Raw genomic sequence first — 13,630 nt, forward strand, 5'->3', positions numbered from 1 at the left:
AGCGGTGGCGGTACGATTCCCCGGGTGACTACACAGTCATCCCGCCAACGAGCAGTCCGAGAACGAAGTTACCGACGTTTGTCACGAGGCCACGTCGACTCGAAACCGCCGACCTACGTGAAAGAGTCGTAGATCCAAACGTGAAAACAGACGTATTCCCGCTATACCCTCGCCGACCGCAACGTCAGCAACGGCGGGAAACAGCTCCGGGGCCAGTTCGGTCCCAACACAGCGCGTCGTCGATACGGGAAGTCATTTCCGCATCGACCGAACGGCGTCACCCGTGAGCGAGTGGGCCGGGAGAAGTCACCCCTCGCCCGCCTCTTGGGTCGATTGGGCCCGCTGGATCACGAGACGTTCGATTCGAGCGTCCTCCACGGCGTCGACTTGGAAGATGTACCCACTCTGTTCGACCTGATCACCAACCTCGGGCACTCGTCCCAGGAGACTGAAGACGAACCCCCCTATCGTCTCGACGTCGTCACTCTCGAATCCAGCGTCTAGTTGCTCGTTCACTTCCTGGACTGGAACGCCACCGTCGACGTCGTATGTCCCGTCCTCTCGTCGCTCGATGGAGGGATCCTGGGCCGCCGTGTCGAATTCGTCCTGGATGTCACCGACGATCTCCTCGAGAATGTCCTCGATGGTCACGATTCCCTCGAAGACCCCCCATTCGTCGATCACGACGGCCATTTGCCCGCCTCCGTGCGACTGGAACTCGGCGAGGATTTCGTCGATCCGTCGCGTTTCCGGGACCACGAGCACCTCTCGTGCGAGTTCACGAGCGGTAGGGGCATCGTCGTGGCTCCGTTCCGTTTCGCTCGCCCGGAGTATGTCCTTGGCGTGGACGAACCCGACCGGTTGCTCCCCGTCCTCGTCGAGCACGAGATACCGCGTGTAGGTCCCGGTAGCCGCAACTGACTGGATCTCCTGAAGAGACATCGAGGCGGGGACGGTTTCCACGTCCGGACGCGGAATCATGATCTCACGAGCGACCGTGTCCCCGAGTTCGAAGACGCTCTCGATCATCTCGACCTCGTCGAAATCGATGTGTCCCGTCTCCTCGGACCGGGTGAGGATCATCCGAATCTCTTCTTCGCTGTGGGTTTCCTCGCTTTCGGACGCTGGCGAGACGCCGACGAGGCGGGTGAAGTAGTTGGCAGTACCGTTGAAGACGATGATGCCGGGCATGAACGCGTAGTAGAAGAACTTCATGAGCGGGGCGACGAGGAGCGCGATACGGTCGGCCTCCTGGATGGCGAACGTCTTCGGCGCGAGCTCACCGAAGACGACGTGGAGGAACGTGATGAAGCCGAATCCGACCGCGAACGAGACGAGATGAATCGTTCCAGCGGGAACTACCTGGCCGAGAACGGGTTCGATGAGTGCTGCCACAGCGGGTTCGCCGATCCAACCGAGGCCGAGTGAGGAAAGCGTGATCCCGAGCTGACTGACCGCGAGATAGTCGTCCAGGTTCTCGATGGCGTCCTGTACCAGTTTCGCACCCGGCTTCCCTCGTTCGACGAGCGCGTTCACCTGAGTCGGCCGAATCTTGACGAACGCGAACTCAGCAGCCACGAATATCCCGTTCATGACGACGAGGAAGAACGCGAGCAGCAAACCACCGATCGAGATCAAATCTACCATACTGTATCATCGCCCCGTAGGGTCTTGAGGGGACGGATACGGAACTGAGCTACACGGGGTCGGCATCGGCCGCGTTCGTCCCACCGTCACGGCCCGCTGGTCGGCATCGCTCGCGAACGCCGCCGGCCCGCGTTCGGCCGCGGGCGAACGCCGTCCCTCCCCCGGCATCGAACTGTACTACGTCGGTCCATCCTTCCCGGAGTAGGGTTCCTGTCGTGACACAACCGAGTCGGTCGGGATTCTATTCGACTGTCGAGTTTCGCGCGTAAAACGGGGCAGGTTCGAGGTCTCCCCCGGTAGCGCGCCGGTCAGTGCCAGATCGGTTACTCCTCATCTGGGAATCGGGGAAGACGGGAGTCCGAGGGGGAAGCACCGAAGCAGCCCGATAGTTTCAAACCCCCAACTCGAATACTCTCCGTAGATGGCCGATCAGCGAGAGCTTCTGAGCGTGATTATCGCCCTCGAGTTCGTCGTCCTCGCAGTAGCGATATTTCTCCTGGTCCCGGTCGAAGTTGCGGCCCCTCTCGTACCGCTGTTCTTCGTACTCCTGTACGCTCTTGTCAAATACAGGTTCTGAGCGGTACACCTCTCGGCGAAGTCGACTTCGCCGAGTCGATAGTCTTGACGCGCCCGTGAGCGGTCTACACTTATGGGTTCGAACGCACGCCGAGCGATCGATTTAGTCGACTTCGAGCGGGATAAACGGAGATGTCGCCTGTAACGTTTATAGGTCAGTGTACTCCACTGAGTTCTTATGCACGGTGAACGAGGGCGCGTCGGTCTCATCGTTCCGTCATCGAACACGACGAACGAGCCGGAGTGCGCGAGTGCGCTTCCAGCGGACGTCTCGCTCCATTCGCTCGGCAAGTACACGAACGGGACGTGGTCGAACGTCGCAGGTGGGATAGTGACCCTCGTCGTTATCTGGCTCGGTCTCCGAACGCTGTTGTCCATCGCTAACGTTCAGCTCCTGTAAAATGACAGAACGACCTCGACTTGGTGCAGACGTAGGCGGAACGTTCACCGACGTAGTACTCGTCACCGGAGACGACCTCGTTACGGCAAAGGTTCCGAGTACTGCCGACCAGAGCGTCGGTGTGATGAACGGCATCCAGAAAGCGTGTTCCGAAGCCGGCATCGACCCGTCTGCTGTCGACGAGTTCACGCACGCGATGACGGTCTCGGTCAACGCCCTTCTGGAGAAGACGGGCGCAAAGACGGCGCTCGTCACGACCGAAGGCTTCCGCGACGTCCTCGAGATCGGCCGGCAGGACCGCCCAGACCTGTACGACCTCTCTGCGAGCCGTTCGGAGCCGCTGGTTCCGCGACGTCGCCGCTTCGAGATTCCCGAGCGAGCGACGCCGAACGCCGTCGAAGAGACAGTCGACGAAAGAGCCGTCCGCGAGGTCGGGGCACAGATTCGGGACAGTAACGCCGAAAGCGTCGCGGTCTCGCTCCTCCACGCGTACGCCAATCCGCGCAACGAGAAGCGAGTCGTCGAGATTCTCGAAGACGAACTCGACGTCCCTATTTCCGCCTCTCACGAAGTGCTCGCAGAGTTCCGGGAGTACGAACGGACGTCGACGACGGTCGTCGATGCGTACGTCACCCCGAAGATCGACAGTTATCTGGGACGTCTTACCCGCGACGCTACCGAAGAGGGGCTCCCCGAACCGCTCGTCATGCAGGCCAACGGCGGTATCGCTGACGTAGACACGGTCCGCGACCACGCAGTCACTACTACGATGTCCGGTCCCGCAGCCGGTGTCGTCGGCGCAAACGCTGCCGCAGGCAAACTGGCGGACGAACGCGGCCTGCGCGGGCTCGTCACCTTCGACATGGGTGGGACGTCAAGCGACGTGAGTCTCGTCCGCGACGGGGAAGCCGAACGGACGACCGACGCGGAGATCAACGGCCAACCCGTCCGGACGCCGATGGTCGACGTGACCACCGTCGGTGCGGGTGGAGGATCCATCGCGTGGGTCGACGACGGTGGCGCGCTCCGCGTCGGTCCCCGGTCGGCAGGCGCAGAGCCTGGCCCGGCCTGCTACGGGAAGGGCGGTACGGAACCGACCGTCACCGACGCGAACCTCGTCCTCGGCTACATCGGCGACAGCACGGAACTCGGCGGCGAACTCTCGCTGGACGCGGACGCAGCCCACGATGCGCTCGCCGGACTTGCAGACGAGGCCAGCCTCGGCGGACCGGTCGAGGCGGCACGGGGCGTCTACCGCGTCGCGAACGCGAACATGGCCCGCGCGATTCGCTCGGCGACGGTCGAGCGAGGCCACGACCCGCGAGAGTTCGGTCTGGTCGCGTTCGGTGGCGCCGGGCCGATGCACGCGGGTGCGCTCGCTGCCGACCTCGACATCGGAACCGTCGTCGTGCCACCTGCGTGCGGTGTCCTCTCGGCCTACGGACTGCTGGCCGCCGACGAGAAACACGACGCCGTCCGTACCCACCGCGTCGCGCTCGACGAGGTCGATCCCGAACGCGTCGACGACCTGTACGAAGGGCTCGAATCCGAGGTCCTCGAAGAGGCTCGCGACGTCGCGTCAGCGAGCATTCAGCGTCACGCCGACCTGCAGTATGCCGGCCAGAGTTTCGAACTCTCGGTCGAGGTCGGTGACGAGTTTCGTCCGACGCGGACCGCCGAGCGCTTCCACGAGACGCACCGGTCGACCTACGGCTACCAGATGGACGAACCGGTCCACCTCGTGAACTTGCGAGTGACCGCGACGACTACCCGGAGCGACCCTGTCGTCGCCCACGAGTCCACGGAGGGAGAACGGTCCGGAATCCGCGAGGCGCGATTTGCCGATGGAACGGTCCACGAAACGCCGGTCTATCGGCGGTCGGCGCTGCCGACCGACCGGACATTCGACGGTCCCGCCGTCGTCGAACAGGCCGAAAGCACGGTCGTCGTCCCGCCCGCATGGACGGCCGAAGTTCGTGTAGACGGTTCGCTCGTCCTCACGGAGGAAGAGACATGACTCAGAACGACACCGAAAGCGAGAGCCACGTCGATCCGGTCACGCTCGAAATACTGCGAAACCAACTCGAAGGAATCGCCGAAGAGATGGGGCAGGTCCTCATCCGCGGGGCGTACTCGCCGAACATCAAGGAGCGGCAGGACTGCTCGACAGCGCTCTTCGATGCCGACGGACGAATGATCGCCCAGGCAGAACACATCCCAGTCCACCTCGGCGCGATGCCCGAAGCCGTCGCTACCGTCCGTGAACGAGACCCCGAACCCGGGGAAGTCTGGGCGCTCAACGATCCGTACGACGGCGGAACCCACCTGCCGGACATAACGCTCGTCTCGCCACTGGCCCTCGACACCGACACGAAAACGGAAGACGAAATCATCGGCTACGCCGTCTCTCGCGCTCACCACGCCGACGTCGGCGGATCGACGCCAGGAAGCATGCCCGCCGGCGCACGCGAAATCTACGAGGAGGGCATCCGTCTTCCGGGCGTACGTCTGGTCCGCGACGGTGACGTCGTCGAAGACGTGTTCGAGCTGTTCCTCGCAAACGTCCGTACGCCCGACGAACGCCGAGCCGACATCCGTGCGCAACTCGCAGCCCACGACCGTGCGACGGAGCGACTCGGTGACCTGTTCGACAGCTACGGCGAGACCGTTCTCGACGCCTTCGACGCGGTCGTCGACTACTCGCGTGAACGCATCGAATCCGAACTCGCTGAGTTTCCCGACGGCACCTACACCGCCCAGGACGTGCTCGAAGGCGACGGCGTGACCGACGAGGACATCCCGATCGACGTGACGGTGACCGTCGACGACAGTACTCTCGACGTCGATTTCGCAGGGACTGCGGAACAGGTCCGGGGGAACCTCAACGCACCGCTCGCGGTGGCCAAAAGCGCGGTCTACTTCGTCGTCCGCTGTCTCACGGACCCCGAAATTCCGCCGAACCAGGGCTGCTACGACCCCGTTACCGTCGACGCACCCGAGGGGTCGCTCCTGAATCCGACATCGCCGGCCGCAGTCGTCGGGGGAAACGTCGAGACGAGTCAGCGCGTCACCGACGTAGTGTTCGCGGCGCTCGCCGATGCAGTTCCCGAGAGGGTTCCTGCACAGGGACAGGGCACGATGAACAACCTCATCATCGGCTCTCGCGACGGTGGTTTCGCCTACTACGAAACCATCGGTGGTGGCGCAGGTGCGACGAGCGAGGCCGACGGCCTGGACGGCGTGCAGGTCGGAATGACGAACACACTGAACACTCCCGTCGAGGTGCTCGAAGCGGAGTATCCGCTGACCGTGGAACGCTATGCTCTCCGCCCCGGGACCGGCGGGAGCGGCGAGTATCGTGGCGGACTCGGTCTCGAACGGTCGCTCACTGTCGGGCGTGATGCCTCCGTCTCGCTCCTTACCGAACGGCGACGTTCCCAGCCACGGGGTGTCGCTGGCGGTGAGAACGGTGCTACCGGCCAAAATCTCGTCGACGGCGAACCCGTCTCCGCGAAAACCACCGTCGACGTGGAGGCAGGGACTACCGTTACGGTCCGTACACCCGGTGGTGGCGGACACGGGACCCCTGCCGACCGCGATCCTGAAGCACGAGACCGCGACCGTCAGGACGGTAAAATCGAGGACTGAGTTCCTCTCCGACCGAATTCTTCGACTTGCTTTCGTAGGAGTCCCCTGACTTCGCTGCACCTGAAAGATAGAAGCTCCGTCTGCCTACCAGTCCGCTGAAGGCGTTCAGTTCGTGGTGTGCATCTAGCGCTTGCTGACGCAGAAATCCTGCAGAACGGCGACGGCTCTGACGAAGCGGTCGTGAACCGCGTAGAGCGTTTGCGTGCGCTGGAACGCAATCACTGGGTTTTTGCGCCAGAGCGTGGCAGACAAGCCTATGCGGCTTGCACGATTGCTCACTCCGGACGGCCCCGTCACCGGCAGGTACGACGAAGGCACCATTTACGCCACCGAGGGTATCTACGAGGTCGGTGTCGATGGTCGGCTTCTCCCGCCCTGCGAACCGAGCGCACTCTACTGCGTCGGCCGCAACTACGCCGAGACGCTCGAACAGATGGAGTACGAACGTCCGGAGGAGCCGGACTTCTTCATCAAGCCCCCGGCGAGTATCGTCGCGGACGGCCAGTCGATTTCGTATCCGTCGTGGACTGACGAACTCACGTACGCCGGCGAACTGGTGGCCGTCATCGACGAACGGTGTCGGGACTTGACACCCGAGGAGGTGCCCGAGGTAGTTCGCGGGTACACCGTCATGAACGACGTCGACGCGCTCGACCAGGTCGGCCGCACTGCGCGAAAAGCGTTCGACGGCTCTGCGCCGCTCGGGCCGTGGATCGAAACCGAGGTCGACCCGACGAATATCGACATGGAGACGTACGTCGGCGGCGAAAAACGGCAGGAGGCGAACACGGAACTGATGCTGTTCGACCCGTACGAACTCGTCGCGCATCTCTCGGAGCGGTTCACTCTCCGTCCGGGCGACTGTATCGCGTTCGGTAGCCCGGCGAATCCCGGTCTCGTCGAACCGGGTGACACCGTCGAGATAACGTACGATGGCGTCGGAACGCTGACGAACGACGTCGTCGACGCGTCGTTCCCGTAGGCGGCGAGGCCGGTGTGAGGGTGTCAGTGAGCGCTTGGAAGGATTCGTTCTGCCTACGGCCAGTCGTCAGGTAATCCGTCTTCCATCTCGACCACCTCATTCTGTATCCCGATCACGTAGTTTGCGCCGTTGAATTTTCCCGGTCGTCGTCGTCGGTAAGTCGGCAACGAACTCGATTTCGCGAGGGTACTCGTATTTTGCGAGTCGGCGTTTGACCAACTGCTGTATCTCGCCGCGGAGATCGTCATCGTTGCCTGTGGCAGCGCCAACGGGCTGGACGAACGCTTTAATGATCTCACCGCGAGTGTCGTCGGGGACCCCCACGACAGCGACCTGTTCGACGCCGGGATGTTCGAGAATTGCGCTCTCGACCTCACCGGGTCCAACGCGGTAACCCGACGTGATAATGACATCGTCGTCTCGTGCCTTGAACCAGAAATAGCCGTCCTCGTCACGGTAGCCGAGATCGCCAGTCAGGTGCCACGGCTCCCCACCATCAGCGGCATCGACACGCGCCGCTTCGGTCTTCTCGGGGTCGTTCCAGTACTCTCGGAAGATGACCGGATCGTCGCCGTGGCGCACCGCAATCATACCAACCTCGTCGTCCGGTACGCGCTCGCCGGACTCGGAGTCGACGACTGCCACCTCGTGTCCGGGAACGGGCTTGCCCATACTGCCGGCCCGTGCCGGAAACCACTGCCGACAGTTGGTCACCAGCAGGTTCGCCTCCGTCTGCCCGTAAAGTTCGTTCACGACGACGCCTTCCAACTGATCGGCAGCCCAATCCAGAATCTCGGGTGTCAACGGCTCACCCCCCGTGCAGATGGCCGCCAGCGAGAGGTCGAACGTCTCGGTGGGGTTCGCGGTGTTCATCATCATTCGGATGGCCGTCGGCGGGAGGAACGCGTTGGTCACGTCGAATTCCTCGCAGAGGTCGAAGGCCGTCTCCGCGTCGAACCCCTCCATCGGGTAGCCGACGACGGGTTGCCCGTAGTGCCATGCCGGGAACAGGAGGTCGCCCAGCGCACCGATCCACGCCCAGTCGGCCGGCGTCCAGTACACCGAGTCGAAGACGTCCTGTTCGAAGTACATACGGAACGCGGCGCAGTGTCCGGCCCAGAGCCCATGGGTATGCAGGACGCCTTTCGGCGGCCCGGTCGAGCCGCTGGTGTACATAATAATCGCTGGCGTCTCCTCGTCCGTAGCAGCAATCTCGAACGTCTCTGGCTGGTCCGCGTGGAAGGCCTCGAACGGTTCGGCGTCGTCGGGCGTATCGTCAGCGCCGACGGCAACGACGTGTTCCAAATCCGGACACTCTCCTCGGACTTCCCGAACCGTATCGAGCATCGATTCGTCGGCCACGACCACGCGCGACTCGCTGTCCGCAAGACGATACCGGAGAGCATCTGGCCCGAACAACACCGACAGTGGCAGCGACACCGCCCCCAGTTTCCAGCATGCGAGGTGGGTCAACGGGTTCGCCGGCTTCTGTGGTACTACGACCGCGACGCGGTCGCCGTACTCGACACCGCGCTCTGCGAGCGCGTGGGCGACTCGATTCGATAGTTCGTCCAATTCCTGGAACGTGTACGTCTCTCGCCGGCCGTCGGGATAGGCCTGATAGAGCGCCGGCCGGTCGGCGTCATCGTGCTTACGCAGACAATCCCATGCGATGTTGTAGTCGTCGGGGAAGTCCCAGGCGAACTCCTCGCGTGCCTGTTCGTGGGTGTCGAAATCGAGGGACACGTTCCAAACCATCGGCATCCCCTTTTGAATTCATATGGTATAGAACCCCACGACTAGCGCGGCGGGCCTGCCCGCATGGAGTTTCCACGATCTGTCAACGAAAACAGCCGGGGTCGTAATAGCACTCCCCAGAAGGGAGTGAAGCCCAGACGTGGCTGCTTGTATCGAGAGCCACGTGAACAGAATCTATAGAATTGAGTGAGCGCCCACGGCCTGGAAGACTTCCGGCATCTCTACCGGACGTACCGGAGCGACGAACTCCTCCCTATCAGTAGTCGATACGTACGTGGTGCGTATCTATTTCTCGTTGGTCAGTTGACTCACTGTACTGGTTAACACTAAATCGGGTACTGTAGTATCCCGACAGAGAGCGCACCAACGGACATATTGTCCGGGAGTCTCTTAGTTTGGATATGACTGCCACCGTTGTCGAAGTGAAAATCCCCGCTACTCAATTTGCACTTAGCCAGTCTTTCTCCGAACTCGAGGGGTTGAAATGCGAAATCGAGCGGATCGTGGCCGACGACGACTCCCACGTTATGCCGTTCGTCTGGGTGAGTAGTGACGAGAACACGCGCGAGGAGATCGAAAGCGTGCTCGGAAAGGATTCGAGCGTCGAAACTATCGATCTCCTCGCGGATCTGGACGAAGAGTGGCTGTATCAGATGGAGTGGATCAATCAGATCGAGACGCTCGTCCAGATTCTCGTTACGGAGCAGGGAACGATTCTCGCGGCGACGGGTGACGACCGCTGGTGGAACCTCCGAATCCTGTTTCCCGACCGGGAGGCGCTCTCACGGACGCACGAGTACTGCGAAGAGAACGGTCTCACGCTCGAGATTCTGAACATTTATCACCTGGACAAAGGACGGCAAGGGCGTTTCGGACTCACGGACGACCAGCAGGACATACTGACGCTCGCACACGAACACGGCTACTATCAGATTCCTCGCGAGTCGACGGCCAACGACCTCGCAGATGAGTTGGATATTTCGCACCAGGCCGTGTCCGAGCGCTTGCGTCGTGGGCACGAAAGCCTCGTGAAGAACGCGCTCATCCTCGGCCAGGGTGCCGACGACCCGGACAAAAAATAACGTACTCTCCGCCCCTCAACCGTTCAGTTCCCTTCTCAGGATGGTTCTCTACCCTTTAGCGCCTATGTAGAAGGGATACTCGCCGGATACGAGAGGCGAGTTGTTTCGAACGAATCACGCCGTTCTACCGTCGAAGTCGAACCTCTCCTCGCGGAGGTGTGGCACTCGGCAGTGGACCCGGTTCCAGCGCGGCTCTTCGATCCGTTTCCCCTTTTCCGGGCGTTCGTGCGTGCCACTCACCTGGATGGAGTTTCCGGGCAGTGACGAAGCAGCGCTTCCGGAGTTCTCAAACGACCCTGAACACGCGAACTGTGTCGCGCTTGCTCGGTTCGGAGACGAGTTGGGCGAGGCCGAGGTCGGAGAACACTCGCTTCCAGTTACGGTAGTAGAGCGGGAAATCGTCGTTGACGTAGCTCACTTCCTCACCCTCCCGGCCGCGCTGGGGGCTGTTCCCCTCGTTCTCGGCGGTTATGAGCAGGTCGCTGGTAATGCGAGCCAGCTCCTCGAACACCCACTCGTTGTCGGGACGGATGTGCTGAAGGGTTTCCACCGAGTAGACGACGTCGAACGCGTCGTCGGGAAACTCGGGGACGACGTCTTCGATCGCCCCGGTGTGAAACGTTCCCGTCGCGGCGAGTTTCGGGTACTGCTCGGCCATCACGTCGAACGATTCGTCGTTGATATCGATACCGGTGAGGTTCTCGAATCCGTTCTCGCGGAGGTGAGCGAGATGACGGCCGGAGCCACAGCCGACCTCGAGGATCGCGGCGTTCTCACGCGCGTAGTACTCGACCACGGTGGCGAGGGTCTCGCTCACCTCGTTCGGCCCGATCTGGGCGTAGTACGCGGGCGAAAACTTTCCCGAGCGTTCGGCCCAGCCGTGATAATCGTCGTCCGGTTCCATACAGACCGTCTCGTGGCCAGGGAGTTAAGACCCATCTTCGTTACGCATCGGAATACCAACATCGACTTCTATCGGCACGAACGCTCTCAGTCCGAATAATCTCGTGAGCCGATAACGTCGACCATCGCCGAACGGAAGACGGAATCCAGCGCTTCGGTGACAGATATGCATCAGTCGTCGACCGTCGCTCCAGTCGACGCATCCGGTGCAGGAGCCGGTGGCTCGTGGGTGCCGAAGTCCGGATGCGTCTCTTCCATCCACAGATACACGACCGCGCCGGAGACGAACATCAAGATGGCAGTCATATAGAAGGCGGCCTCAGCGTTCACGAACTCCATCGAGAGGCCAATCAGAATCGCGCCGACGCCATAGCCGGCGTCGCGCCACATCCGGTAGACGCCCATCCCTGCCGACCGCCAGGTCGGGTGGGCAGCGTCGCTCGGGACCGTCATCAGGTTCGGGTAGAGCAGCGCCATCCCGAGCCCGGAAATTCCAGCCAGGGCCGCCCATGGGAGGTAACCGTCGACGAACACCATCCCGAGGACGCCTGCGCCGGCAAGGAACATCCCCGCGACGACCGGCGGGCGTCGGCCGATGCGGTCGGCGAGCCCGCCGGTTCCAATCTGGAGGAAGTACATCGCGCTGTGGATGCCGACGACGACACCGACGGCTTCGATCGCGAGGCCCTGGCTCGTGAGATACAGCGGGACAGCGATCCAGAACAGCGTGTCTACGAAGTTCTCGATGTGGCCGGCCTGCGCCGCCGCGAACAGCGTCTTATCGCCATAGGTTGCTCGCTTCAAAACCTCGTTGAACGGGAGGTTCGCATCGTGGTGGTCGTCGTCGCCCTCCAGCTGGGCGAGATGGACCGTCTCCTTGATGAGGAAGACCGAGATGAGGAACGCTAACACCACGACGGCGGCGAGGAAGTAGAACGGTTCCGGCCGAAGATTGGTCCGGCCAGCGATGACGCCCGTGATCCACGCTCCAGCCGCGACGCCGGTGTAGCCGAACGCCTCGTCGATGCCGACGGCGAGCCCGCGCTGGTCGGGGCTCGCGAGGTCGATCTTGGCGTTGATCGCCATGCTCCAGGTCAGGGCTTGGTTGATCCCCAGCAGGATGTTCCCGACGGTGATCCAGCTCCAGCTCGGCGCGAAGATGAGTATCACGGGAATCGGCAGCGCGGTGAGCCAGCCGAGAACGAGCACTGGCTTGCGTCCGTACTCCTCACCCCACTTACCGGCGTAGAGGTTGAGCAGCGCCTTGACGAAGCCGAACGAGACGACGAACGAGCCGATGACGAAAAACGACTCGACGCCGAGTACCTCTTCGCCCAGGACTGGCACGACGGTGCGCTCCGAGCCGATGGTCAACCCCGTCGCGAACACCAGCAGGACGTGTAACGAGAACTGTCCGAGATGCTCGCGAATGCCCTGTTTCAGGTCGGTTTTCCCGCTCATGGATTACTCGGCTGCACAGCGGTTGGGGCCCAGTTCGAGCTCGGACAGCTCTTCGTCGGGGACCGATTCCTGCCCGACGTTCGTGCGCTTGACGCGCTCGAAGTTCGGCGGATGGTCCGGTACGTCCGAGGCGAGCGTCTCGACGAACTCCTCGCGGTCACGTCCGAGGTCTTGGTTTTGCTCTTCGACTGCACCGAGTGTCGCAGTCACCGGTGGCTCGGGTGACCCGGGGTCGTGTGCCGGGAGAACGACCGCGTCGTCCGCCCGGTCCAGCAAGCGCTGGAGACTCTCGTAGAGCGTAGCAGCGTTCCCTTCGACGTCGGACTCTTCGATACCGGCTTCGACGCCGAGTTCGACGCGGCCGACGCTCTCGTGGAAGAGTGTGTCGCCCGTGACGAGCGCCTCGCCGTCGACGTCGAACGAGACGCTTCCTTCGCTGTGTCCCGGCGTGTGGATCACGTCGACGTCGACGGTTCCGATCTCGATCGTCTCTCCGTCTTCGACCGGGGTCGCGTCGATCGCGAGTGCGTCCTCCGGATGGAGGTAGTACGGAACGTCGTGACGCTCGGCGAGTTCCGCACCGCCGGAGACGTGGTCGGCGTGGGCGTGCGTGTCGAAGACAGCGACGAGTTCGGCGTCGTGGTCGTCGAGAATCGCTTCGTACTCGTCGAGATAGTGGGAGGGATCGAACACGGCGGCGTCGCCGTCCGAAATCAGGACGTGAGAGAGACACCCCTTCCCGGGACGGGCGACCTGAACGAGCGTACCGTCGAGGCCGGTCTGGACAGGGGCACTTCGGTGGACGCGACTCCACCCGTTCATCCCGTCGGTGAGCGTCGCGGCGTCGTAGCCCATCTCCCGCAGGACGTCCGTCGCAGTCTGCGAGACGACCCCCGCGGCACAGACGGTGACGATCTCCCGTTCGTCCGGTAGGTCTTCGAGGGCATCCTTTGCCGTCTCCGGTTCGTCCGCCAGTTCGTCGTAGACGTCGACGTTGACGCTGTCCGGGATGTGCCAGTCGTCGTAGTCCTCCTGGTGCCGAATGTCGAGGACGAGAACGTCGTCCTCGTCGGCCTGCAAATGTGCGCTGAGTTCGTCTGGGGCCACTGCTGTCATTGGTGTTTACTCATAAGAGGTGTTTTTGAATATAGGTGGTGCCGGTCATGACCGGCA

At 62.5% G+C, this 13,630-nt stretch carries 10 protein-coding genes and 1 pseudogene; 6 read left to right on the top strand and 5 right to left on the bottom strand.

The annotated features are described in order from the left end of the window. Positions 1–306: 306 nt before the first annotated feature. Positions 307–1,647, bottom strand: coding sequence for a hemolysin family protein (locus ACTF4R_RS13385; RefSeq protein WP_440008385.1), 1,341 nt, complete (start codon positions 1,645–1,647; stop codon positions 307–309). 421 nt (positions 1,648–2,068) lie between these two features. Between ACTF4R_RS13385 and ACTF4R_RS13390 the strand changes: the two genes are divergently transcribed. From ACTF4R_RS13390 to ACTF4R_RS13410, 5 genes and pseudogenes are all read left to right on the top strand, one after another. Then, positions 2,069–2,224 (top strand): hypothetical protein, encoded by a 156-nt coding sequence (locus tag ACTF4R_RS13390; RefSeq protein WP_440008386.1) that lies wholly within the window; start codon positions 2,069–2,071, stop codon positions 2,222–2,224. 177 nt (positions 2,225–2,401) lie between these two features. Continuing rightward, positions 2,402–2,503, top strand: a pseudogene (locus ACTF4R_RS21185) (maleate cis-trans isomerase); the annotation flags it as partial. Between the two features lie 121 nt (positions 2,504–2,624). Then, positions 2,625–4,640 (top strand): hydantoinase/oxoprolinase family protein, encoded by a 2,016-nt coding sequence (locus ACTF4R_RS13400; RefSeq protein WP_440008387.1) that lies wholly within the window; start codon positions 2,625–2,627, stop codon positions 4,638–4,640. Then, on the top strand, positions 4,637–6,271 hold the full coding sequence (locus ACTF4R_RS13405; protein ID WP_440008388.1) for a hydantoinase B/oxoprolinase family protein: 1,635 nt from the start codon (positions 4,637–4,639) through the stop codon (positions 6,269–6,271). The genes ACTF4R_RS13400 and ACTF4R_RS13405 overlap by 4 nt, the downstream gene beginning before the upstream one ends. Positions 6,272–6,527: 256 nt before the next feature. Continuing rightward, entirely contained in the window at positions 6,528–7,253 is a 726-nt protein-coding gene (locus ACTF4R_RS13410; RefSeq protein ID WP_440008389.1) for a fumarylacetoacetate hydrolase family protein, read from the top strand. Positions 7,254–7,349: 96 nt separating this feature from the next. On the opposite strand, the gene ACTF4R_RS13415 is transcribed toward ACTF4R_RS13410, so the two are convergent. Continuing rightward, the gene (locus tag ACTF4R_RS13415) at positions 7,350–9,011 is read right to left on the bottom strand and encodes an acetate--CoA ligase (protein ID WP_440008390.1); all 1,662 of its coding nucleotides are present in this window, start codon (positions 9,009–9,011) and stop codon (positions 7,350–7,352) included. Between the two features lie 401 nt (positions 9,012–9,412). On the opposite strand from ACTF4R_RS13415, the gene ACTF4R_RS13420 reads away from it, so the two are divergent. Next, positions 9,413–10,093, top strand: a complete 681-nt coding sequence (locus ACTF4R_RS13420; RefSeq protein ID WP_440008391.1) for a helix-turn-helix domain-containing protein — start codon at positions 9,413–9,415, stop codon at positions 10,091–10,093. Between the two features lie 286 nt (positions 10,094–10,379). On the opposite strand, the gene ACTF4R_RS13425 is transcribed toward ACTF4R_RS13420, so the two are convergent. From ACTF4R_RS13425 to ACTF4R_RS13435, 3 genes are all read right to left on the bottom strand, one after another. Further along, positions 10,380–10,997 (bottom strand): class I SAM-dependent methyltransferase, encoded by a 618-nt coding sequence (locus ACTF4R_RS13425; RefSeq protein WP_440008392.1) that lies wholly within the window; start codon positions 10,995–10,997, stop codon positions 10,380–10,382. Positions 10,998–11,167: 170 nt separating this feature from the next. Next, the gene (locus tag ACTF4R_RS13430) at positions 11,168–12,457 is read right to left on the bottom strand and encodes an MFS transporter (RefSeq protein ID WP_440008393.1); all 1,290 of its coding nucleotides are present in this window, start codon (positions 12,455–12,457) and stop codon (positions 11,168–11,170) included. A 3-nt stretch (positions 12,458–12,460) separates the two neighbouring features. Then, a complete protein-coding gene (locus ACTF4R_RS13435; RefSeq protein WP_440008394.1) occupies positions 12,461–13,573 on the bottom strand; it encodes an MBL fold metallo-hydrolase in 1,113 nt (370 codons plus the stop codon). Positions 13,574–13,630: the final 57 nt, after the last annotated feature.

It is taken from the genome of Halomicrococcus pelagicus, assembly GCF_051917725.1.
Taxonomy (GTDB): Archaea; Halobacteriota; Halobacteria; order Halobacteriales; family Haladaptataceae; genus Halomicrococcus.

Coding starts and splice junctions, on each gene's coding strand:
- ACTF4R_RS13385 (WP_440008385.1), bottom strand. CDS start 1,647: ATGGTAGATTTGATCTCGATCGGTGGTTTGCTGCTCGCGTTCTTCCTC.
- ACTF4R_RS13390 (WP_440008386.1), top strand. CDS start 2,069: ATGGCCGATCAGCGAGAGCTTCTGAGCGTGATTATCGCCCTCGAGTTC.
- ACTF4R_RS13400 (WP_440008387.1), top strand. CDS start 2,625: ATGACAGAACGACCTCGACTTGGTGCAGACGTAGGCGGAACGTTCACC.
- ACTF4R_RS13405 (WP_440008388.1), top strand. CDS start 4,637: ATGACTCAGAACGACACCGAAAGCGAGAGCCACGTCGATCCGGTCACG.
- ACTF4R_RS13410 (WP_440008389.1), top strand. CDS start 6,528: ATGCGGCTTGCACGATTGCTCACTCCGGACGGCCCCGTCACCGGCAGG.
- ACTF4R_RS13415 (WP_440008390.1), bottom strand. CDS start 9,011: ATGGTTTGGAACGTGTCCCTCGATTTCGACACCCACGAACAGGCACGC.
- ACTF4R_RS13420 (WP_440008391.1), top strand. CDS start 9,413: ATGACTGCCACCGTTGTCGAAGTGAAAATCCCCGCTACTCAATTTGCA.
- ACTF4R_RS13425 (WP_440008392.1), bottom strand. CDS start 10,997: ATGGAACCGGACGACGATTATCACGGCTGGGCCGAACGCTCGGGAAAG.
- ACTF4R_RS13430 (WP_440008393.1), bottom strand. CDS start 12,457: ATGAGCGGGAAAACCGACCTGAAACAGGGCATTCGCGAGCATCTCGGA.
- ACTF4R_RS13435 (WP_440008394.1), bottom strand. CDS start 13,573: ATGACAGCAGTGGCCCCAGACGAACTCAGCGCACATTTGCAGGCCGAC.